This window comes from Streptomyces sp. NBC_00637 (assembly GCF_045161545.1).
Taxonomy (GTDB): domain Bacteria; phylum Actinomycetota; class Actinomycetes; order Streptomycetales; family Streptomycetaceae; genus Streptomyces.
Genome location: NZ_CP109046.1, coordinates 3848944 through 3871702, shown reverse-complemented (window position 1 = coordinate 3871702; position 22759 = coordinate 3848944). Strand labels below are relative to the sequence as shown.

Below are 22759 nucleotides of genomic sequence, written 5' to 3'. Positions count from 1 at the left end.
CTACGACCGCCGCTCACCGGAACCCCGGCGAGGGTTCACCGGGACGAGCCGGGCGGTGACAGGGCAGGAAAAGGCCCGGTCGCTGGCGACGGGGGATGCACCAGCGACCGGGCTATGGCCAAGGCTAACAAGGCTGCCGTGCCGACGGGAGCCGACTTCTCAGCTGCCCTGCCGTTGTGATCGGGATCACTCTCCCGCTCGGTCCTCGCACGGCGGCTCGTACGACAGCCGGGGCAGGTACTCGTGCCATTTGTCGGCCGTCAGCACGCCCCGCGTGGTCGCGCAGATCCGGGTGATCGCCTCGTCCACGTCCAGGTTCCACAGCCGTACGGTGTCGGCGCCGCTGGAGACACCGAGCATGTGGCTGCCGGGGCTGAAGGACAGGAAGTTGCCGGTTTTGGCGTTGGGGCTCATCGACTGCCCGATCGGGGAGGCCGAGGCCGGGTCGGACACGTTCCACAGCCGGATCGTGTTGTCGTTGCCTCCGCTGGCCAGGGTGTCGCCGTCCCGGCTGAAGGTCAGCGACACCACCGCCTCGGTGTGGCCGGTCAGGGGCGCGCCCCGCAAGGAGGCCTGCGCCGGGTCGGTCACGTCCCACAGCCGTACCGTGTCGTCGTCGCTGCCGCCGGCCAGCGTGTGACCGTCCGGGCTGTAGACGAGCGCGTTGACGGGACCGGTGTGCCCGGTGAGCGGCTTGCCGACGGGCTCGGCGTGTCGGGGGTCGGTCACGTTCCACAGCCGTACGGTGTGGTCCGCGCTGCCGCTGGCGAGGGTGCTGCCGTCCGGGCTGAACACCAGGGCGTTGACGAACCCCTTGTGCCCGGTGAGCGGCGAACCCAGCGCGGTGACGTGGGCGGGGTCGCCGACGTCCCACAGCTGGATGGTGCGGTCGTCGTAGGCGGTGGCCAGCGTGCGTCCGTCCGGCGCGAAGGCCAGCGCGTCGGGGCCCAGGAACCGGGTGCGCAGCTCGACGGGCGGCCCGGCCGACACCGGTCGGGCCGGGTCGGTGACGTCCCACAGGTACACCGCCCGGTTCGCCGTCAGCACGGCGAGCGTACGGCCGTCGGGCGAGAACGCGAGCGTGCGCTCGCTGCCGTCGTCGGGCATGAAGGGCGCGCCCAGCGTCACGGGCCGGGCGGGGTCCGCCACGTTCCACAGCCGGACCCTGCCGTCGCGGGCGGCCGTGGCCAGCACCCGCCCGTCGGGCCGGAAGGAGCCGCTGCGGCCGGGCATGTCCGACGTCGGGATCGACCAGAGCCGGACCTTGCCGTCACCGTTGCCGGTGGCGAGGGTCCGGCCGTCGGGGCTGAAACCGACGGCGTACATCTCCCCGCTGCCGCCCGCGAGCGGCTCGCCGACCTGCGAGGGGTACGCCGTGTCGCTCACGTTCCACAACGTGGCCGCGCTGTCCGCGCTGCCGGCGGCCAGCATGGTCCCGGCGGAGTTGAACGCCACCGACCACACGGGCCCGGTGTGCCCGGCGAGCGGCGGGCCGAGCTGGGCCGCCCGGCCGGGGTCGCTCACGTCCCACAGCCGGATCGTGTCGTCCGTGCTGCCGCTGGCGAGGGTGTCGCCGTCCGGGCTGAAGTCCAGGGAGTGCACGGTGTCGGTGTGACCCGTCAGCACCCTGTCGATCCGCCGCGGCCGGCGCGGGTCGGCCGTGTCCCACAGCCGGATCGTGTTGTCGTCACCCCCGGTCGCGAGGGTCCGGCCGTCGGGACTGAACGCCACGGAGCGCACGGCGGCGGTGTGACCGGTCAGCACGCCGAGCGGCGCCGGCCGGTCCGGCCGCGTCATGTCCCACAGCCGTACGGTGTGGTCCTCGCCCGCGGAGGCCAGGGTCCGCCCGTCGGGGCTGAAGGCGAGCAGGTAGATCGTGCCGCTGTGGCCGGCCGACGGCTTGCCGAGCGGTCGCGGGTGGGCGGGATCGCGGACGTCCCACAGCCGGATGGTGCCGTCGTCACCCGCGCTGGCGAGCGTGTGGCCGTCCGGGCTGAACACCGCGCTGCTCACCCAGCTCCTGTGCCCGGTGAGCGGCTTGCCCAGGGGCACCGGACGGGACCGGTCGCGCACGTCCCACAGCCGGACGGTCCGGTCGTAGCTGGCGGTGGCCAGGACCTTGCCGTCCGGACTGAACGAGGTGAGGTAGACGGCGCCGGTGTGACCGAGGAGCGGCGTGGCCAGCGGCGCGTTCACGATCGAGATCAGACGGTTGTTGGTGCCCGCGTCGTCCGGTCGCAGGTCGTGCGCGACCAGGTCGAGCTGCGCGGACAGCGACGGATCCGTGTACTGGACACGGTCGGCCTCCGCGACCACCTGCTCGAACACGGCGTCGTTGCGCTGCTGCCAGGCGACCACGGCCGCGCCGACGGCGAGGATCGCCAGCACCACCAGTGCCGACACCGCGCCCCTGCTGATCCACACGATGCGCCTGCGCAGCCTGACCGACGCGGCCAGGAACTCCACCGCGCTGCGGGTCAGGAAGGTGTCGCCGGCGGACTTCGCCCAACTGCGCGCCTGCTCCAGCCGGGAACCCCGGTAGAGCAGCGCCGCGTCGCGGTTCGAGCTGTCCCAGGCCCGGCCGTCCTCCTCCAGCCGCTGCCGCAGCAGATGGTCGCTGCGGTCCTCGTCGATCCAGTCGCGCAGCCGCGGCCAGGCGTGCAGCAGCGCCTCGTGGGTGATCTCGACGGTCTCCGCGTCGAGGGTCACGAGCCGGGCGCGCACCAGGGCCTCGAGCGACTCCTCCGTCTTGCCGGGATCGGCGGACTCCTCGGCCAGCTGCCGGCGCGTGCCCCGGCGCCGGGTGGCCTGCGTGTCCTCGCCGAGCCGGACCAGCCGCATCAGGAGCAGCCGGGCCGCGGTGCGCGCCGCCGGGTCGAGCCCGGACCAGGCGCGCTCGGCGGTCGCCGCCACCGCGCCCTGGATCCCGCCCGCCGCACGGTATCCGGCCAGCGTCAGCCGCCCCGCCTTCCGGCGCTGCCAGGTGGCGAGCAGAGCGTGCGAAAGCAGCGGAAGCGCGCCCGCGTGCGCTCCGCGCGGACCGTCGACGGTCACCTCACGGATGATCAACTCCGCGAGGCCGGGCTCGAGCTCCAGCCCCACGGCCCTGGCCGGCCCGGTCACCGCCTCGCGCAGCTCCGGAGTGGACAACGGCCCCAGCACCATGTGCCGGTGCTGGAGCGCGTCGGAGAGCTCGGGGTGGCTGAGGCACTCCTCGTAGAAGTCGGCACGGACACCGAGGACGACGAGGACGGGGGGCGATAAGGAGGTGACGCCCACGCCGGTCGCGGCCGGGGTGCAGGCCGCGTGCAGGAGCTGGATGAAGAGACGCCGGTCCGCCTCGTCGGGGCAGAGCGTGAAGGCTTCCTCGAACTGGTCGACGATGATCACCGGCCGGGCGGGGAGAGCGGGGGGACCGGAGGCGGAGGGGATACCGGAGGTAGAGGGAAGGCCGGCGGGACGGGAGGCTTCGGAGGAGGGAGCCGTGGATCGGTGCGCCCAGGCGGCGACCGCCTCCCGGACGGCCCGCGCGAAGCCCGGGGTGCCGGGCCGCGGGCCGACGGCGGCGGTTGTGGCCGGGACGGCGGCCGATCCCGATGCCGATTCCGGTGCCGAAGCTGCTGCTGCCGAGGCCGATTCCGAGGCTGATGCGGTGAACGGGGCGAGCTCGGGGATACGGCTGGTCAGCTCGGCGAGCGGATCGGCGCCCGGCACCAGCTGAAGGACGTTCGCGGCGGCATGGCCGGCTTTCGTCGCCGGGCCGCCGCCGTTCCGGTCGGCCGGCGCACCCTTCTGGAGTGCGGGCACGAGACCGGCGCTGAGCAGGGAGGACTTGCCCGCCCCGGAGGCGCCGACCAGCATCACCAGGCCACCCGTCCGTTCCGCCGCCCTGAGCTGGGCGACGAGGGCGTCCGTGCTCCGTTCCCGGCCGAAGAACCAGCGGGCGTCCTGCTCACGGTACGAGGCGAGCCCGCGGTAGGGGCACACCCCGCCGGGCACACCTTGAGGCTCGGTCGGCGGCCGCTCACCCTCCTCCTTCACCGGGGCGACGGGGGCGTCCCCGACGACCGGATCGGCCACCGCCCGCTCCCACAGCCGCTGCCACTGACCGAGGTCGTACAGCCCGGTGGACACGGGGGCGGGCCGGGCGCGCCGCGCCTCGGGTATCAGGACGTGCAGCACCGCGGCGAGCGCGGCGAACTGGGCGGGCACGTTCTTGGCCCGGCGCCAGTCGCTGATCCGCTGAGTGGACACCCTGACGGGTCGTCCCCGCTCATCGACCCGCTGCAGCCGGGCGACCGTCTCGGACACGCGCTTGAGGGGAGGGTTGCCGGCCTCCTTGTACAGCAGCGCGAGTCGTTCCGCGAAGGCCGTGCGTGCGCCCGAGTCGGAACTCAAGGCTTCCACCCCTAACTTCCTCCGCGCCTGCAATCCGGACCGGAAAAACCACTTTATATGGCTGACCTGCGGTTAAGTGGGTGACCGGCCATCGGATCCTCCTCGGTTCGGGCCGCGGGTGGCAGGATCCCGAGGCAGAAGCGCATCTACCGGGCGTAACGCGGGCGACCGCGCGCCCGGCGCGCGAACCGCGCCGTCTTGGCGTGGTCGACTCCGCCCGCACCGTTCGTCACCGGTCCGCACGAGGGGAGGGACCGGTGCCGAACGGTGCGGCGTGTGACGATCCCCAGGCGCAGCCCCTGCCGGCCGCCCTGACACCGACGCCGCGTCCACCCCGCGACCGCCGACGACGGGTCCACCCCGAGACCGACGACGACGGGTCCACCCGAGACCGACGACGACGGTCCGCCACATGACCGCCGACGTCCTACCGGACCCGGAGGCCTCGCGACGACGGACGACGTAAGCCCGGCCGGCTACGACCCGGCCGAGCAGCCCCGGCTACCACCTGGCCGGGCCCGCCCCCGCTACGACTCGGCCGAGCCCGGTTGAGTGGTGGGGATCCGGTGGGTGAAGAACAGCGCGAGGAGCGCGGTCAGCGCGAGGACGGCGAGGGCGGCGCGCAGTCCGTCGAGCCGGGCCTCGGTGTTCGCGTCGAGCGCGGCGTCGGTCACGGCCGCGGTCGCGTTCGCGTCGTCGAGGACGTCCTTGAGCTGAGCGTCCGACAGGAAGGGCGCCCCGCTCCGGAGCTGGACGTTCGCCTGGTTTTTGACCCGGTCCGGGACCGCCGGGTTCTGTTCGATGCTGGTCAGGAACGAGGTGGTCAGCGCGGCGATCAGCATCGACCCGGCGAGCGCCGTACCGATCGAGGCACCGAGGTTGGTGACGGAGTTCTGGATGCCGCCGACCTCCGCACTGCGCTCGTCCGGCACCGCGGAGACGGTGACCGAGCCGAGCTGGGAGGCCAGCGCGCCCATGCCCAGCCCGATCAGCAGCAGCGGAATCGTGACGATCGCCGCGCCCGCGTCCGCGTCCAGCGCGGCCATCAGGATCACGGCCCCGGCGATCATCGCGAGGATCCCGAGCCGCACGACCCGGCGCGGTGAGACGTGCGGGAGGAGCCGTGGGATCAGGATCGCGGCGGCCAGCAGGGTCAGCGAGAGCGGCAGGATGCTGGCGCCGGTCCTGAGCGCCGACAGACCGAGCGCCACCGACAGATAGAGCGGTACGACGAAGAAGACGCCCATCTGTACGAGGTACTGGAAGAAGAACATCGTCAGGCCGCCGGTGAGCTGCCTGTTCCGCAGCAGGGCCGGTTCCACGAGCGGTTCTCGGCCCCGGCCGACGAGCCGGCTCTCCCAGCGGAGGAACAGCCAGACGAGGAACAGGCCCGCGAGCACCAGCCAGACGACCGCCGAGACGCCCAGCCACGAGGGCGCGTCGGGTTTCGGCCGGAACCAGCCCCACTGGGACGAACGCAGGACGCCGAACACGAAGATCCCGAGCCCCAGGGCGGAGAGCACGGCCCCGAGGAGGTCGATGCGCGGACGCGTGCCGGGCACCGCGTCGGCGACCCGGCGGGCCAGCACCAGGATGCCGCCCACCAGGATCACCTCCCCGGCGAACACCCAGCGCCAGGAGAAGTACGTGGTGGCCACGCCCCCGATGAGCGGCCCCAGCGCGATGGCCACGGCCCCGGCTGCGGCGACGAGCCCGTAGGCGGCGGGGCGGCGCTCCACGGCGAAGTTGCCGGCGACCAGCGCCACGATCGCGGGCAGGATCAGCGCCGCCCCGATCCCCTCCAGGAGTGACCAGCCGACCAGCAGCACCGGCAGGTTCGGGGCGAGTGCGGTGGTCAGTGATCCGCATCCGTAGATGCCGCAGCCGATCATGAAGGCCCGTTTGCGGCCGATCAGCGCGCCGACCTTGCCGCCAGGGATCATGAGCATCGCCATCACCAGGGTGTACGCGGTGATCGCGCCCTGGATCCCGGTCACGGTCGAGTCCACGTCCTCGGCCACCGTGGCGATCGACACGTTCATGACGGAGCTGTCCAGCGCCATCAGGAACTGCCCCGACGCGAGTGTCAGCAGAACGATCCGCGCCGTTCCCGAACGCTTGTTCGTGTCCGCTGTGGGGGTCATTGTCGAATTTTCACCACGGCCACGTGCAACGCCTCCGCGACCCGCCCGCGGATTCAGCCGTATGGCGGCCTTCCGTGACGCGACCGCTCGCCGTGACGCGACCGCTCGCCGTGACGCGACCGCTCACCGTGACCCGGCCGCCCGTGCCTCAGCGTTCCCGCGGGGCGGTGCACAGGGCCCAGATCACGAAGGCGTACAGCGCGATCAGGGTGAGCGACCAGACGGGGTAGTACGGGATCGACAGGAAGTTGGCGATGATCAGCAGCCCCGCGATGCCGACCGCGACCACCCGTGCCCACGTGGCACGCGAGAAGAGGCCGACGCTCACGCCGATGGCGATCACTCCGAGGATCAGCTGGATCCAGCCCCAGCTCGTCAGGTCGAACTTGAAGACGTAGTTGGGGGTGGAGACGTAGATGTCGTCGTCGGCGATGGCCATGATGCCCCGGAACAGATCAAGGACACCGGCGATGAAGAGCATGACGCCGGCGAAGGTCACCAGCCCGCCGGCGGCGGCCTCGGACCTGGACGACCTGGGGTGCACCGTACTCGTGGTCATGGCGGATTCCTCACTTCGTCGATGATGCACGACATACACGGCGCGCACGGCATACGCGGAATGAACGACATACGCGACGTGCGGCCCTGCGTCTCCGAGCCTGGGGGACGACCGGGGGCGGGAGATCACCCCAGGCGGGTGAAGTCCGCGGCCCGGATGAGTGGTGGCCTGGAAGCGGACACACGGACGGCGCGGCAGACGTCCGACGGCTCGCACGAGCCGGCACCGGCAGCTACGACGCACCGGAGTCGGCATCGACGACGGGCCACAGCCGGCCGCGCCCACCACCACGATCACGCCCACCACCACGATCACGACCATGACCACGGCCATGACCGTCACCGGCGCCCCGGGCGTTCGGCGAGACCACTCCACGGAGCCGCAGCCATGACCGACAACCACCTGGACGGACACGACGTGCGGCACCGCACCGTGCAGGAACGGGCCGCGCTCGGCAAGGCGGCGCGGGCCCGCGCGCCCCGCTCCAGCCACGCGGAGTTCGCGCCGGGACCGAAGCGGCAGGACCCGTTGCAGATCATCGAGAAGCAGTCGGCGACGCGGCTGCCCGACCTCGTGCCGATCCGCTACGCCCGGATGTCCGAGTCGCCGTTCCGGTTCTACCGCGGGGCCGCCGCCATCATGGCGTCCGATCTCGCGAACACCCCGACGACGGGGCTGCGGACCCAACTGTGCGGTGACGCCCACATGTTGAACTTCCGGCTGCTGGCGTCACCCGAGCGGCGCCTCATGTTCGACATCAACGACTTCGACGAGACACTGCCGGGCCCCTGGGAGTGGGACGTCAAACGCCTGGCCGCCAGCCTGGTCATCGCGGGCCGGGCGAACGGCTTCAGCACCAAGGAGCGGACGGCGATCGTCCGGGCCACCGTGCGGTCGTACCGGGAGAACATGCGGTCCTTCGCCGGTCTCGGCAACCTGGCCGTCTGGTACGCCCAGTTCGACGTCGACTGGGTACGGGACCGGTTCGGTCCCGACCTGTCCGCACGGGGCCGCGAGCGGTGGTCGCAGGCCGTCACCAAGGCGCTCTCGCGCGACACCGTCCAGGTCTTCGACAAGCTCACCCACGTCGTCGACGGCAGACGCCTCATCGCCCCCGACCCGCCGCTCATCACCCGTCTCGACGACCTGCTGCCCGGCGAAGGACGCGGCGGCGACGTGGAGAAGGGCCTCCGGCGGCTCATCGAGCGCTACGGCGAGTCCGTCCAGTCGGACCGGCGGTACCTGCTGGAGCAGTACCGGGTGGCCGACATGGCCCGCAAGGTCGTCGGCGTCGGCAGCGTGGGCACCCGCTGCTGGATCGTGCTGCTGCTCGGCAAGGACGACGAGGACCCGCTGTTCCTCCAGGCCAAGGAGGCCGACGAGTCCGTCCTGGCCCCCTACGCCGGGGTGAGCGCGTACCGCACGCAGGGCGAGCGGGTGGTCGCCGGACAGCGGCTGATGCAGGCCACCAGCGACATCTTCCTGGGCTGGGAACGCGTCGAGGGCATCGACGGCCGCCGACGGGACTTCTACGTACGGCAGTTGCGGGACTGGAAGTGGGTCGCCGTCTCCGAGGACATGGTGCCCCGCGGCATGCGCACCTTCGGCGCGCTGTGCGGCGCGACGCTCGCCCGCGCCCACGCGAGGTCCGGCGACCGGATCGCCATCGCCGCCTACCTGGGCGGCGGCGACAGCTTCGACCGGGCCCTGGTGACCTTCGCCGAGCGCTACGCCGACCAGAACGAACGCGACCACGAAGCACTCGTCTCGGCCGTCAAGGCCGGCCGCCTCCCCGCCGAAGAAGCCTGAAGCCCTCGCGGGGAGGACCGCCCCGCCGACGATGTCGGCCGCGCCACTCCCTACGCCCCCTGCCGAACGACCCGGTAGCGGAGGTGGGTCACGGCCCCCGCGATCGGTTTCCCCAGCGAGACCAGCTCGGCCCGCTCCCCGGCGAACAGGGGCGTGCCCCGCCCCATCAGCAGCGGGACGAGATGGATGTGCACCTCGTCGAGCAGACCGGCTCCGAGCAGCTGCCGGGCGACTTCCGCCCCCAGTACCAGGACGTCCTTGTCCCCCGCGGCCTCCTTCGCCCGCCGGGCCGCGGCCGACAGCTCGTCGAAGACGAACGTCCCGCCGTTGTCGCCGGGGAGGTCCTCCCTGATCCGGTGCGTGACCACGAAACTCGGCACACCGGGCCACGGCGTACCGCCCCACGGCCCCAGGCCGAGCTCGAAGGTACGCCGTCCGATGACGACGGCCCCCACCCGCGCGTCCACCTCCTCACGGACGCCGACGTCCACCCCGCCGTCGGGCCCCTCCCCGGCCATCCACTCGTGCAGCCGTTCCCCGCCGACCCCCATGGGCTCCTCGGCACGGACATGCGGTCCGGCCGTGAACCCGTCCAAGGACATCGACACATCCAGCACCACCTTGCTCATCCCAGCCCTCCTCCACCAGGCTCACACGCGATCGTCGAGGTCGGCCCATACCCCGCTTCTCTACAGCTTGGGCGGTTCCGCGGGCATCGGCGAGACCGCCACGGCTGATCAGGGCGCCGGGGCGGTCGCGGAGGCGCGGCAGGCGCTCCGCCGTTCCCAAGCCACCGGAGCAGGGCCGGGCCGCTCCTCCACTCCTCCAACCGTCGGTGCGGCTCGCCGGCGAAGCCCCCGCCGCGTGCCGATGGAAACGTCAGTCCCGCCATCCGTCCCGGAACAACCAGGCCAACCGCTCAGCGCTGTGGTGCCGCCAGAGCCACAACGGCAGCCGCCGGTGGGCTACGAAGGACCACAGATCGTCATCGGCTTCGTTGCCGCGCGGGCAACCTCGCAGGAGAGCGAGAGATCGTCGATCAACGGTCCGGTGCAGACGTGCGACGTGGGCCAGAGCGACGACACCTTGGCGGCGGATCTCCGGATCCTCCGACTCCAGCGCCCTGCGGACTCGGGGCAGGATCGTGTCCGCGTCCGCGTGATTCAGCGCGAGGGCGATGACAGCCACGCCGACGAGCGGCTCGCCCCTGTCGAACGCCGCGTCGACCTCGCCGGGCTGCTCGATCCAGCGCAGCGTGGAACCGTCCTGCCAGTTCAGAACGGGCCTCGGATCGACAGAGCCCCTCTCACGGGGGTACACGGCCCGACCCTACCGAGCGCCTGCGGGAGATACCCGGTAAGGGCCCGCCGGCGCCTCCGTGGACGAACAGATCCGCCGTCGGGCACTCAGCGCCTGGTCTCGTACCTGGTCAGGGCCACACCGTCCGGAAACGTCCGGGTCTCCACCAGACTCAGTTCCACCCAGTTGTCCAGGGCGGTGAAGAACGGCGTGCCGCCGCCGACCAGGACCGGATGGGTGACGATCGCGTACTCGTCGATCAGCCCGGCCCGCATGGCCGCCGCGGCGAGTGTGGCACCACCGATGTCCATGGGCCCGCCGTCGTCGGCTTTGAGCCGGGTGATCTCGGTGACCGCGTCGCCGGTGACCAGACGGGTGTTCCAGTCGACCGTGCTGGTCGTGGAGGAGAACACCACCTTCGGCATGTCCCGCCAGCGGCCGGCGAACTCGATCGCCGCCGGTGTGGCACCCGGCTGCTTGTCGGCGGTCGGCCAGTGGGAGCTCATCGCCTCCCACAGCTTGCGCCCGTACAGCGCCAGGCCCGTCGCGGCCACCCGGTCGGACCACCACTGGAACAACTCGTCGCTCGGCACGCTCCAGCCGAGGTCGTCGCCGGGCGCGGCGATGTACCCGTCCAGGCTCATGTTCATGGCGAAGATCAGTTTCCGCATCGCGTCAGCCTCCGGTGAGTCGGTATCCGGCGTACAGACCAACACGGCAAGCCAAAATCATCGGCCAGGCCCGCTCCGCAGTGGCGTTCGCACGGAGGCGGCATGCCCCCTGACGTGGGTCGCGTCTGGGTAGTCCGTGGGTTCATGAGCCGTTGGACGCTCTACGACCACGGGTACGCCGATCTGGCCGGTCTCTCTGTCGAGCAACTCCGGGAGCGTAGCCATCTTGTGAGTCGTCCGAGCCTCAGCTGACGACAGTCAGCCACGACGCCGGGTGCGCCGGCGCATCAGGCGCGCGTCTGTCTCGCTGCACCCCTACCGGCCTCAGCCACGCCCTCGGAGTGTCGACCAGAGCAACCCGTGACACGAAGCGCCACAGCCGTATCTCACGGCGACACGGGACCGGACAGCTCACTCATCCGGGATAACGCAGATCCAGACGCCATCGGTGTGGAAACAGATGGTGCGGGCGGAGCGCGTCTCTGGTTCCGAAAAGGACACGAAGATTTTGGCAGACAGCTCGACATAGTCATCGTTGCCACGGAGCTTGCCGGCAGCATCCCGGAGAACCGCCGAGAGTACGGTGCGACCGAAGTAATCCGGCGTGCAGATTTCGTCGAGGACTTGGACTAGCGACTGCTCCTGCTTAGCCATGGCCATTGTCGATCCACTTTCTGGGAGACGGCACGGTGACGCATGCTCAGCGTGCAGGGCATGCGACGATCACGCACCCGGGCATGAAGGAACTTCGGCCGCACGGGTCACGGTGGGCATAAAGGAGCCGGAAGCCCCGCCGGAAACCACCGCTTCAGCGTGTGAGCGACTGCTGTGCTCGCGCGGCACGGGCACCGGGCGGGCTGGAGCGGGGCGAATGCAGGAGCGCAGGTCTCCCCGCGCGCGGGGATGGGAGCGAGCCGCCCTGAACCAGTGGAGAAAGTCGTAACTCAGTCGGCAGTGGGAGGCTTGGAGGACCGCTGGGCTGCTTGCATCAGAGGTGAACCAGGATCCATAGGCTGAGAAGCAAGCCGCCGGCACCTATGGCTGCGTGGAGTACGACCCAGAGGACCCAGATCTTGAGTTTGAGCATCCGGGGGAACTTGGTTCGATGCTCAGCCTGGTTGTCCGCGATGAGAACGTGCAGCCGCAGTCCTGGGTGTCGTGCCCCCAGCTCGAGACGCAGCCGTTTTGCGAGGCCGGAGTGGACTGCCCAGCGTTCGCCGTACTTGGCGCTCGCCAACGCCCCGAATGTGCCCAACGCGCACAGGGGCAGGGTCAGACCCAGCGAGGAGGCACTGAGGCCTCCCTGCTGGGTGAGAAAGCCCAGGGTGGCGGCTGTCACGACGATCACGATGTTAGTCAGAGCTGCCCGCTGGTTCTCCATCTGCCGAGCTTCCTCGCGCTGGCCCTTCAAGAGTTCCAGCAGAACATCAGACTCGTCTGCCATCGGTCACCCCTCCCCTGGAACCAGGAAAGCCCGACGGAAGCTCCTGGCCAAGAGGACGAATTCACGGGCCGGCGCTCCGGCATGGTGGGCGCGCCTCCTCGGGCGGGAGTGGTGGTGAGCCTGAAGTCCAATGCACACGGGAGGAGTTCGACTCACTGACGGTATGCCAAGGGCAGGAGGAGTGCTGGTCGCACCATCCCATGATGCGCGTGCTGGCGTGCGTGTTGATGCCGTCCATGGCATCCGGTGCAACAAGGCTCGTTTCGCGCGTCGGAGGTCGGCGCTCCCCACCCCCGCAAGCGGCTCTTCCTCCTCGCCACTGCTGCCGACAGCACGGCGAGACGAAGACGAGGAAGAGCCGCCGCACGATCGCTCTGCCGAAGCAGGTGGTTGACGTCCTCGCAGAGCACGAGCGGTGGCAGCGACGGGCGCGGGCATCGAGGGGGATGGAGTGGAGCCGGACCAGCCGTGTCTTCACGACCAGGACCGGCGAGCCGCTCGACGCGGCCAACGTTCGGCGCGACTTCAAGGCCATCGTGAGAAAGGCCGGCCTGAATCCGGAGTGGACGCCGCGGAAGCTCCGGCACAGCTCCGTGTCCCTGTCCTCCGACCACGGCATCCCGCTCGAGACGATCGCTCTGCTGGTCGGTCACAGCAGCCAGGCGACCACCGAGGCGGTCTACCGGAAGCAGCTCCGACCCGTGATCACGAAGGTGCCGAAGCCATGGACGACATCTTCGCCGATGACCAGGAAGGGGAGGAGGCGGGGGAGCAGGAAGAGGGCGGCGCGGTGGCCTGATCAACTTCCTTTGGCCCCCTGTTTGGCCCCCCGAGCACGACAGCGGCCACATACGGAAATCCGTATGTGGCCTCTGACCTGTGTCGGGGTGGCGGGATTTGAACCCACGACCTCTTCGTCCCGAATTAGGCCCTGGGAGATCGTCTATCTGGGCCCTAGGTCAAATGTGCAGGTCAGGGCGTTGGAGAGCGTCGGTCTTCGTTTGCGCCTCAGGGATACCGATGCAAGATCATCTCCAGGAATTCTCCAAGGCTCGCTGCGCGCGATGCAGGAGCCGGCGAGTGGTCCGCGGATTCGTGGTCCGCTGGCCGCGCGGTCGCTCATCTGTCAGGCAGCTCGTGGAGTGCCGACGGGAACACCACGCGGCCGACCCCAGTGGCAACTACCGCTGCCCCCTTTGGGACCTGCGCTTCTGAGAGGGCGTTCCAGGCGTCGAGGGTCAGTCGGCTGAGTGTCGGTATCCGCTGCGCATGGATGGCCCCGCGGGATCGGCTTCGCGAAAGGTTACGAGGCTGCCAGTCACCGGCTGTTCGCCGCCGACGGCTGTTCAGCGATGGAGACGTTGCCAGTTGAAGAGTGTGCTCCAACGCGAGTCCGCAGACCATGGAACCCATAGCCTCGACCTCTATCCGTTCGTACGCCGGTACCTGGGAGAGCAGGAGTGGCCAGCGGATCACCACCACCCTCTCCCAGACCTCGGGTGGCACCGTGTTGGCCAAGTGATGACTCTCGCCCACTGGAAGGTCGCGCAGGCGACGTTCGGCCTCCTGCGTTTGTCCCACGTAGCAAAGCCCTGCGCCGGACGCGAACACTCCGTAGAGCACCGGACCCATCGTGGCAGAGCTGCCTCCACAGCTTTCGGTCAGCAGAACTCCCACTCGGTGAGCGAACTGATATCGACGCTCCTGCCACTGCGCCAGCAGTGAGGCATCCCCCAGCAGACTCGTCAACGACGATCGCCAGGAGTGATAGGCGTCCTCGTACGCCTGGTCACTCACGGACACACCCCCCCGAGAGATCATGTACACACCGCAGCGTAGGACTCCGCACTGATGACCGTGGGGCAGTTGGGAGCCGTCCCGGTTACAGCGGGCTCCGCTCACCATCTGCCAGCTGTGGTTTCCCCTGCGCCTGCCGCTGCTGGGGGACACCTGAGGGAATCAGAGGCTGCTCACCGGCTACCTCACCGGACGGCTGAATGCCAACCTCGGTTCGATAGGCGTACGAGATCACTGTGAGGTCTTCGTCTTCCACAACCCATGGAGAAGTGCAATGGAGGACACCCCCAGACGTGGCTGGCTCAGACCCCGTACGGTCCAACTGGATCGAGTGAACGACGACCAGCGCGTTGTTCGGGTGATACTCGCGCTGCTTCTCTACCTCAGCCCGCGTGAGGATCACGTCCGTGCCCGCAGAGGTAGTTCCCTTCACCTCCACTCGGCATCGTTCGTCACCTCGCGAGAGGAGAAGGTCGAAAGACTCTCTGGCGCCGACGTCCTTGACCGACCAACCTTGAGCCCTGAAGTGTTCGGTGGCCATGCGCACGCTGTGAAGCTCGATAGCCCGACGCTCGCCAGCTGTGAGCAGGAAGCCCTGCCCGGAGCGGCGCGGCAGTGTCCCCTTCGGCATGCGGCGGCCGGCGGTTCGGGCCGCGCTCTGCTCGGCTTCCAGTACCTCAGGCGCGGGGTCCCCCGGGATGTGGGGGGCAAGGCGTTCTTCCCTGTACAGGGTCCTGAGGAGCCCCGTCATGAAGAGCAGATCCGCGAGCAGTACCTCTTGTCCGGGGATACTGTCGCGCTCGTAGGAAATGGCCACGACGTTTCCCGGGCCGTAGCCGCGGCCCAGTGGGGTCCTGGCGTCCAAGTGAATCGTCTCGTGAAGGTCCTGGCGCGTAGCCATCGCCTCCGCCAGAAGCGGGCGGGCCCAACCGACTCGGGCACGGAGGTCTTCAGCCTTGCGGGCCTTGTAGTCGCCCCCCGTCCAAATGGTCGTGCCCTGGTTCAGTGACAGGTAGACCCGCTGGCCCGATGCACCGAAGAGGTACACCACGTACCAACCGCCGGTCGCGCTGGGAGACTCTTCGCGCCCGAAGACGCGGACCCAGGGCACCTCGGTCTTGAGGCCCGTCCCGTCCCGCCCTTCTACTCCTAGCTCATCAGGTGCGGTGCCAAGCGCGCGCGCCAGAGCCGCCCCGTGCTCCCGCAGCGAGCCGGGGATCTCCTGCCTGATGGTTAGACCACGGATCTGCATCTCTTCGGTGTTGGTCGACGTCCAACTCGGCTGCAAATCCAGAACCTTGCTCAGAAGATCATCCACACGCGCAGGGTAGACCTAGCCACTGACACTCAAGCGCCCGCCAGGTAGCGGTTTTCCAGAGGGTCGTGATGTCACAGCCCAAACCATCTCTAACCTGCACATCTAAGCTGAGCAGTGCACCCTTCCACGGCGCTGGCCCACACATGGCCCATGGAATCCCGAGTCGGGGTCGTGGCGAGGGTTGGGCGAGCGTCTACATTTCGGTCGTCGAGAGCCCGACGGCGAGAGCCCCGCGTAATCCGAAGAGGTAGGCCACGCCCTGCGCAGTGACCGGATGAGGCTGTGCCATCCCAGCCGCTTTGGCCTGCATCATGCTTCCGTGCACATGGTCGCTGGCCCTGCTGCATGTTGCTGTTCCTGATCCGGACGCCCACAGCTCGACCTACGTGCTGGGTACGGAGCCCTTCGCCCGGGGGCACCCGTCAGCTGGTGAGCCCTTTCGGGACGGCTCTCAGCTCACGTTCTTACCTACGCACATAGGAAGCCACAACCCGCCCGTTCCCGGTATCCAGGAGGAGACGCCGAAATCGTTCACGGCGCGGACGCTGAAGCATTGCCTCTCCTTGGTGCTCAGGCCGCCCCAGGTGAACCGGGTTGTGTTCGGATCTGCCCGCCTGATCTCCCCCGTGTTGTTGTAGCGGACTTCAAACGCCTTTTCGTTGCTACTAGCGTCTTTCCATTCGACAGCAACAACACGCTTCAGTGAGATCGAATTGAGGACCCTTTTCGCGGATACCCTTTCCGGCGAACGAGGTGGACCATCGTGACTCACCGTAAAACTTACGTCCATGAGGTCGGGCGAAATGAACTCGGGGTTCACCAAGTAGAAGAAGTCACCCTTTCTGGTGGATTCGCCCAGCTGGAGGGGTTGATTGCCTCCGCTGTCCTCCCTCGCGTCTAGGTCCTTGGTGTCGCAGGAATCACCCTCGAACAGGCGTGCCTGCTCCCATACCCACATTGTGTCGGATTCATCGAGCTGAGCAAGGACGTCAAAGACCCCCTTCACCTCACCACCGTGGCAATTCACGACCGTAATCACTTTCCTCTTGTCTTGGTGTGTGAGTTGCACGCTTCGATTGAAGTGAAAGGTCTCCTCAGAACTTCCAAACTCACCGGTATCCACCAGGCGCATCGACCCTTTGACGGTGACGGTGTGGGGAGTGGACGCCGCAGCGGGCTGCGCTATTCCAACAAGAGCGACGGGAGTCAACAGGACTGCGACCGCCAGAGAACGTCCCAGTTTCATGGCGTGACCTCGCGTATATCTTCTCGCTCGCATGGACTCAAGCCCCACCCCACGCCCTGTATCAGTGTCTCACTGTCATGTCCTCCCTGCATCCCGGAAGGGACGCCTTTGTCCGGTGGAAGTTCCCAAGGGGGTGCTCCATCGGCTCCAAGTGCTCGGCCCTGATGATGAGCGATTGCATAGGCACTCGCCAGTAGTAGGGCTTTAGCGTCGCCGCTTTTCTGACGTCGATGTTGTGCTGCCTATTGCCGCGTCGGCTCGCATCGTTCGGTGCGAGCCGACGCTACGTGCACTCGGTCAAGCGAGAGGCTAAGGCGAACGGGCGCCGCCGGCCCCCAGGCCGGTCAGGCGGAAGCGCTCACCGGGGCACGACCCACCGCAAGCAGGTGAGAGCTAGCTGCGAGCAATTCCGGGTACGGCTCAGCCATCCGTGCGGCTGCGATAGCGGAGGCAATCAGGTCGTCGGTGGGGCCGTCGCCAGGCTGTTGTTCCACGGCCTTGACGAGTGACCATGCTGGGCCCTCGATGCCGAACACCTGCACGTCGTCGAGTCCTGCCTCCCGGAGCTCATCCGCCAGTTCCTCGGCCCGGTGGAAGTAGGCCAGGGTGAAGTGGTCCCCGTCGTGCACCGCCGTGCGGAGGATCTTGGACACCGGCCCATGCATACGCTCAGTGTGCAAGTGCGCGTACGTGACGTGCTCAAAGAGCGAGGCGTAGCGGTTGATCGCTGCTGCGGCCACGAGCCCGCCTGGCTTAACTACACGCCGCGCTTCAGAGAGCGCCGTACGGCGATCATCGGCATCAGGCAAGTGGTAGAGCGGGCCGAGGAGTTGCACCACGTCATAGCTGCCATCACCCGCGTCCAGCGCTCGGGCATCTCCAAGCGACGCCGCACAGATGGCGGCGGCCTGCTCAACATGACGGGGGATGGGATCCACCAAGGAGACGGTGTACCCGTCCTCGACCAACCACTCTGCATGCACTCCGGGGCCGCCTCCGACGTCCAGCACGCTCGCGGGTGCCGGCGGAAGGAAGCGCCGTAGAAGTTCCTTGGTCCGAGCCAGCTCAAGCCGGCCATCCGCGGAGCGGTGCAGGCGCCTGCCCTCGTCCACGGTTTCGCCGTAGAAGCGCAGAACGGAAGGAGCCAATCCGACATTCGACATAACGGCAGTATGCTGTGTACCGGTGGACCAGTCCAGCAGTCCAGCAAGAGAGGCAGCCATGGCACTACTGAAGTACGAGGAGATCGCCGAATCGCTGCGCGCCCGCATCGCCGCCGGCGAGTTCGCACCGGGCGAGATCTTGCCATCGGGGCGTGACCTCGCAGAGCAGTGGTCGGTGTCGCGCGCAACGACCGTCAAGGCGCTGGACGTGTTGCGAAACGACGGCGTGGTCACGGCCAAGCAGGGGACAGGCTTCGTGGTGACGGAGACCCCCGTTGCACGGCCTGCGGGGGCACGACGGGCGGGATCCGCCCGCATTGCAGGAGGCATGCCCTTCCTGCGCGTCGGCGAGCCGGATTGGGCGGAGCCACCCAAGCGAGTGGCTGACGTGCTGGGAATGGCTCCCGGCACCACCACCCTGCGGCGGATCCGGGTCCTGCAACTCCCGGACGGAAGCCCCCACAGCTACGCGGAAGCATGGTTCCCGCCGGACATCGCGGAAGCCTCCCCCAGGCTCACGCAGACTGCACCCATCCCGGAAGGAACGACTCGCTACGTGCGCCGGCAGACCGGCCGCTTCCCCGCCGAGGGAGTGGATGTCACCACGGTTCGCATGGCAACCGAGACGGAAGCCCACCACTTGGGCCTCTCCGAACCGACAGCAGTCGCCGTGGTTCTGCACACCGCCTACGACCAAGACGGGCGCCCCCTCGTGTGCGAGGAGGGCATCACGCCTTCCCCTCACTACGAACAGGTGGACACCTATGCGATGTAGGCCCGAGTGACCCATAAGCTGGACCGGTCCGCCGGTCCAGCTTTTTTTATGGCGTTCAACCTGTCTGACCAGCGCGAATATCCAACTACCCAACAACGGCGGCAACTTGGCGCTTGACTGGACCGGTCCACCGGTCCAGTCTATGGGTGTGCCGAAGAGCAGCTCCCAAGCAAGTCGGGGATGTACCGGCACAGCTGTTTGACCTGCACGAATGCTTAGGGCGGGGACGCTGCAATCCCGCTAAAGGCCAGGCACAACAGGGTTTCGACCCGTACTGGCGAGGTGGCCCGGCGACCGCGAGCAACGGCCGGCGTGTGGGGACGTGGTCCCCCTTGCAGTGATGTTCCGTGCCTCTTCGACAGAGGAGTCCCAATGCACCAACGACAGCTTTGGGTGTCGCCGTGATGGACCGGCCGACGGCGCCTGTGCAGTAGCTCGGTCCACTCGCTTTCAGCCCTCGCGGCGGCTCACGCTGCGCCGGTTGCCTCCCTCGCCCGTCTGGCCCGCGCTTCGGCGCGCTGGTCGTACGGGCGGGGTTGAGGGGAGCCGGATATTCCGACCCCAACGGCAAGCGCCCCCGGTGCTGTAACACCGGGGGCGCGGTTCGGGCCGTTGCCACCTTGCAGGGAGAACACGACCCATGGAGCACATCGTCACTGTTCAGGAAGCTGTTACCACGCTGCCCGATTGGATGGAGCCGACCGACTCCGAGCTGGACGCGATCGAGGCGGAGCTGCCGCAGATCCGCGCCGACGTCGAAGCGCTAGACGTACAGATCGCCCTGCTCAACCAGACGCCCACCGAGCTGGACCAGCGGCGCGCGCGCCGCGGCCGGCGCCGGGTGCTGTCCGAGCGGGCGACGCTCGCTAACCGCGCCATCTCGGGTGCGGTGGCGTGATGGCACGGGAGCTCCGAGCGCAACTGTCCGCGAGCCAGGGCGGTTGGCGTCTGTACGTGGTGGTGCGCGGCTCGCTCGATCCGTGGCCCGAGCACAGCTTCGGCCCCGGCGAGCGGGTGCCGACGTTCACGGAGCGGGCGCAGGCGCTCACGGCACTGGGGTTCGTTCAGGCGCCGGCGGCTGGGTGGGAGTGGACGGAGTTCAGCACGGACCCCGCCGACCCTGCCTCACCGGTGTGGCTGCTCGCTTCCGTGCTGGTGCGTTCACGGCAGGAGGCTGCCGCGTGAACGGCGTTCAGATCCGTTCAGCGGAGCGGGCCCTGAACGTGGGGACGTGGCTGATCGTGTGCGGCGCCATGCTGTACTCGATCCTCACCGTCACCCCGCTCATGTCCGCCCACACCCCCGCCAAGTGGGGGTGGACGGCGCCGATCCTGCCGCTCGTCGTGGACGCGGCAGTGGTCATCGTGGTCCGTCTCGACTCCGTCCTTGCCCGCCTCGGTGGGCACGGCGGACGCTGGCCGATCGTGCTGCGGTGGATGACCGGCACCATGACGCTCGCCCTGAACACCGCCGACTCCGCCTTGCAGAAAGACCTGGTCGGAGTGGCGGTCCACTCGGTGGCGCCGCTGCTGCTGATCGTCACCGCGGAAACGAGCCTTGCCTACCGCCGTGCCATCACCGCCGCCGTCACAGCCCTGGAGGCACGGCAGAGGGCTGAACGCGAGGCAGCCCAGCAGGCAGCCCGCGAACGCGCGGAGGCTGCCCGGCGGGAGGCGCGCGAGGAGCGCGAGCACGCCGCGACACTGGCGCGTGAACAGCGTGAACACGAAGCCCGATTGGCCGCTGAAGCGACCGAGCGCGAGGAACGCCGGCGGCAGGAGGAGCGCGAGGACCGCGCCGCCCGCGAGGCTGCCGAACGCGAAGGGCGTGAACGCCGTGAACGCGAGCGTGAACAGCGCGAGCGCGACCGTGAACATGCTGAACGCGAGGCCGCCGAACGGGTAGCGAAGGAGGCCCGGGAGCGTGCGGAGGCCGCCCGCCGTGAACACGCCGCGCTGCTGGACGGTCCGCCCGTGAACACCAAGCAGCCCGAGGACTACGCCCGGCGGATCGTCGCCGCCGCGGTCGCCGAGGGCGTGTCCGTGCGGCGCGCCGCGGACCTGTGCGGCTGGTCGGTCGGCTGGGTCTCCGCCCGCTACGCCGAGTACCGCGACCCCGGCGAGGGTGGCGCCGAACTCGCGATCGGGAACCGGTGATGGCCTCCTTACCGATCTACACCTGGCGCCTCGCGCCGGACGGGTTGGCCACGCGCCGCCAACTCCGCGCGAAGGGGCTGCGCCCCGGGGGTCAGGACGTGGTCGCGCAGATCGAGCGGCCCCGCTACCGGCGTTCACCGCTGGTCGCCTACCTCTACCGCATTGAGGCAGCGAAGCCCGTACGCCCCATGACGCCGGCCAGGCAGGCAGCGCTGGACAAGGCCAACCGGGCCCGCCGCACCTGCCCGCAGTGCCTCCGAGATGCCGGCTACGTCATCCCGGCGCAGCTGGGCGTGTGCGTGCCCTGCGCCTATCCCGACGACGAACAGCGCGCCGCCTGAAACCTCACACGTCAGCAGGCCCGACCGGCAACTTTCCAGGGCTTCCGGTCGGGCCCTACTCCCCAAAAGGAGTGCTCACAGCATGACGGAACTCAGCACTGAGCCGGTAGTAGTCCCGGCCGCACCGCCCCCGCCGCCCGCCGCCTCATCCACCACGACCAAGGACACGGGAAAGGGTGTGAAGGAGCTGGAGCACACTCCCGGCGGGTGGCCGATCGTCCCGCTTGCCCTGTCCGGCGCGAACAGCACCGTTGGCGCGGTCGCCGCCGCTTCCCTGGCCGGTGGTCCGATCGCTGCGGCGGTCGCCGCAACCGGCATGGTCGTGCTCGGCACGGTCGCCGCCGCCCGCTCCCGCAAGGCGGGCCCGCGTCGCGAGGCTCGCCGGACCGCGGCCCGCGCCGCCGGCCGCGCAGCGGCACGCTCCACGGGCCTGCGCAGCACCGGAACGGGCGCCCGCAGCGGCTCCGGAAGCCGTTCGGGCGGTTCACGTGCCGGTGGTCCCGGTGGCCGATCGGGCAAAGTGCCCGGCCAGCACCGCCGCACCACCGCCCCTACGACCAGCGCGAAGACTCCCGGTGGTCACAGCTCGTCCAAGCACGCGGCGAGCACGGGCAGGGCCGCGGGTCGGGTCGGGCAGGTCAAGGCTCTGCGGGCCGCGCAGAAGGCGGCGGCAGGCTCGCGTAGCGGGCAGCGGGCGCAGACCACCAGCACGCGCCGCGCGGTCGCCGACGCGCGCCGCAACGCCAAAGCCGCTGCTGGCACCACCCGGCCGGGCAAGCGTCCCGGTCTGGCCGGCCGCCTGACGGGTGGCGCGGTCCGCAAGGCACGCGCCGCCCGGGATGCGGCAGTCGCCAAGCAGCGCAACCAGCGCGACGCCAAGACCGGCGCCACCGTCGCGGCGCAGCGGGCGCAGGTGCGTAAGGCCCCGGCCCGCCGCGCGGCGCGCAAGGCGCTGCGCAGGTCCGCGGCCCGCTTCCAGGGCCGTCGCCTGCTGGCCGCGCTGCTTGCGCTGCCGGTCGGGCTGCTCGGCATGGTCACCACGCCAATCGGACGCAAGTTCGATTTGCCGTGGCTGATGTACCCCGGTCGCCGCTTGTTCTGGCAGATCGTCCGCACCGCCACTGAGCAGCGCGCGGCCCGGGACGAGACCACCCGCAAGACCCTGCGCGAGCAGGAGGCCGCCGCCGATGCGGAGGCCGCGCAGGACGGCACGGGCGGCCTGGGCGAGCAGGTGGAGCGCCCGGCCGCTGACATTCCGACCCCCAGCACATCCGCGGTGAGTGAAGGAGAGCACGTGTCCGGTTTCCGGTTCGAAGAGGTCGCCTCCGAGATGGAGCAGGCCGCCAACCAGTACGACCCCGAGAACGCCATGGAGATCCTCGCCATGGTCGAAAGCCTGCCCGCCGCACTGACGTCGGTGGCGAACGTGATGAAGATCCTCGCGGAGCGCTCCGACTCCGAGTTCCCGCTGGAGAAGGAAGTCGCGGACGGCTTCAACGACATCTTCGGCGCCCTGATGAGCGCCGTCGCGGTCGCCGAAGACATGGGGCCGCTGTTCCGGCAGGCCCACGAGCAGGACATCGCCCGTCACGAGGACCCCCGCAACGGCCCCGAAGCCGAGAAGGGCTGGAACGTCTAA

General features: G+C 69.3%; 19 protein-coding genes. 8 read left to right on the top strand and 11 right to left on the bottom strand.

Going from position 1 to position 22759, the window contains the following annotated elements; genetic code table 11:
• Window positions 1–186: 186 nt before the first annotated feature.
• The 3 genes from OG440_RS16835 to OG440_RS16825 form a co-directional block, all read right to left on the bottom strand.
• Window positions 187–4407, bottom strand: coding sequence for an NACHT and WD repeat domain-containing protein (locus OG440_RS16835; RefSeq protein ID WP_406007638.1), 4221 nt, complete (start codon window positions 4405–4407; stop codon window positions 187–189).
• Window positions 4408–4925: 518 nt separating this feature from the next.
• Entirely contained in the window at window positions 4926–6542 is a 1617-nt protein-coding gene (locus OG440_RS16830; protein ID WP_406007637.1) for an MFS transporter, read from the bottom strand.
• Window positions 6543–6690: 148 nt separating this feature from the next.
• Window positions 6691–7101 (bottom strand): hypothetical protein, encoded by a 411-nt coding sequence (locus OG440_RS16825; RefSeq protein WP_406007636.1) that lies wholly within the window; start codon window positions 7099–7101, stop codon window positions 6691–6693.
• A gap of 387 nt (window positions 7102–7488) precedes the next feature.
• On the opposite strand from OG440_RS16825, the gene OG440_RS16820 reads away from it, so the two are divergent.
• On the top strand, window positions 7489–8910 hold the full coding sequence (locus tag OG440_RS16820) for a DUF2252 domain-containing protein (RefSeq protein ID WP_406007635.1): 1422 nt from the start codon (window positions 7489–7491) through the stop codon (window positions 8908–8910).
• A gap of 50 nt (window positions 8911–8960) precedes the next feature.
• Here OG440_RS16820 and OG440_RS16815 read toward each other — a convergent pair whose 3' ends face one another.
• From OG440_RS16815 to OG440_RS16795, 5 genes are all read right to left on the bottom strand, one after another.
• Entirely contained in the window at window positions 8961–9539 is a 579-nt protein-coding gene (locus OG440_RS16815; protein ID WP_406007634.1) for a dihydrofolate reductase family protein, read from the bottom strand.
• 250 nt (window positions 9540–9789) lie between these two features.
• The gene (locus OG440_RS16810) at window positions 9790–10230 is read right to left on the bottom strand and encodes a hypothetical protein (RefSeq protein WP_406007633.1); all 441 of its coding nucleotides are present in this window, start codon (window positions 10228–10230) and stop codon (window positions 9790–9792) included.
• 86 nt (window positions 10231–10316) lie between these two features.
• Window positions 10317–10880, bottom strand: coding sequence for a dihydrofolate reductase family protein (locus tag OG440_RS16805; protein WP_406007632.1), 564 nt, complete (start codon window positions 10878–10880; stop codon window positions 10317–10319).
• Between the two features lie 411 nt (window positions 10881–11291).
• Window positions 11292–11534, bottom strand: a complete 243-nt coding sequence (locus OG440_RS16800) for a hypothetical protein (protein WP_406007631.1) — start codon at window positions 11532–11534, stop codon at window positions 11292–11294.
• A gap of 334 nt (window positions 11535–11868) precedes the next feature.
• On the bottom strand, window positions 11869–12324 hold the full coding sequence (locus OG440_RS16795; protein WP_406007630.1) for a hypothetical protein: 456 nt from the start codon (window positions 12322–12324) through the stop codon (window positions 11869–11871).
• Between the two features lie 200 nt (window positions 12325–12524).
• Here OG440_RS16795 and OG440_RS16790 point away from each other — a divergent pair, with 200 nt between their 5' ends.
• Complete coding sequence (locus OG440_RS16790; protein ID WP_406007629.1) at window positions 12525–13574, top strand: tyrosine-type recombinase/integrase; 1050 nt, start codon at window positions 12525–12527, stop codon at window positions 13572–13574.
• 632 nt (window positions 13575–14206) lie between these two features.
• On the opposite strand, the gene OG440_RS16785 is transcribed toward OG440_RS16790, so the two are convergent.
• The 3 genes from OG440_RS16785 to OG440_RS16775 all read right to left on the bottom strand — a co-directional run bounded on the left by OG440_RS16785 (window position 14207) and on the right by OG440_RS16775 (window position 17848).
• Window positions 14207–15439, bottom strand: coding sequence for an MrcB family domain-containing protein (locus OG440_RS16785; protein WP_406007628.1), 1233 nt, complete (start codon window positions 15437–15439; stop codon window positions 14207–14209).
• Window positions 15440–15890: 451 nt separating this feature from the next.
• The gene (locus OG440_RS16780; protein WP_406007627.1) at window positions 15891–16685 is read right to left on the bottom strand and encodes a fibronectin type III domain-containing protein; all 795 of its coding nucleotides are present in this window, start codon (window positions 16683–16685) and stop codon (window positions 15891–15893) included.
• A gap of 344 nt (window positions 16686–17029) precedes the next feature.
• Window positions 17030–17848, bottom strand: coding sequence for a class I SAM-dependent methyltransferase (locus tag OG440_RS16775; RefSeq protein WP_406007626.1), 819 nt, complete (start codon window positions 17846–17848; stop codon window positions 17030–17032).
• 58 nt (window positions 17849–17906) lie between these two features.
• Here OG440_RS16775 and OG440_RS16770 point away from each other — a divergent pair, with 58 nt between their 5' ends.
• The 6 genes from OG440_RS16770 to OG440_RS16745 all read left to right on the top strand — a co-directional run bounded on the left by OG440_RS16770 (window position 17907) and on the right by OG440_RS16745 (window position 22759).
• Window positions 17907–18623: a GntR family transcriptional regulator gene (locus tag OG440_RS16770; RefSeq protein ID WP_406007625.1), complete on the top strand. Its 717-nt coding sequence runs from the start codon at window positions 17907–17909 to the stop codon at window positions 18621–18623.
• A 640-nt stretch (window positions 18624–19263) separates the two neighbouring features.
• On the top strand, window positions 19264–19521 hold the full coding sequence (locus OG440_RS16765) for a DUF6284 family protein (RefSeq protein ID WP_406007624.1): 258 nt from the start codon (window positions 19264–19266) through the stop codon (window positions 19519–19521).
• Entirely contained in the window at window positions 19521–19808 is a 288-nt protein-coding gene (locus OG440_RS16760) for a DUF6303 family protein (protein ID WP_406007623.1), read from the top strand. Before OG440_RS16765 ends, OG440_RS16760 begins: the two co-directional genes overlap by 1 nt.
• Window positions 19805–20779 carry a DUF2637 domain-containing protein gene (locus OG440_RS16755; RefSeq protein ID WP_406007622.1) on the top strand — a complete coding sequence of 325 codons (975 nt, stop codon included), beginning with the start codon at window positions 19805–19807 and terminating at the stop codon, window positions 20777–20779. Before OG440_RS16760 ends, OG440_RS16755 begins: the two co-directional genes overlap by 4 nt.
• Complete coding sequence (locus OG440_RS16750; RefSeq protein ID WP_406007621.1) at window positions 20779–21120, top strand: RRQRL motif-containing zinc-binding protein; 342 nt, start codon at window positions 20779–20781, stop codon at window positions 21118–21120. Before OG440_RS16755 ends, OG440_RS16750 begins: the two co-directional genes overlap by 1 nt.
• 82 nt (window positions 21121–21202) lie before the next feature.
• Window positions 21203–22759, top strand: coding sequence for a hypothetical protein (locus tag OG440_RS16745; RefSeq protein WP_406007620.1), 1557 nt, complete (start codon window positions 21203–21205; stop codon window positions 22757–22759).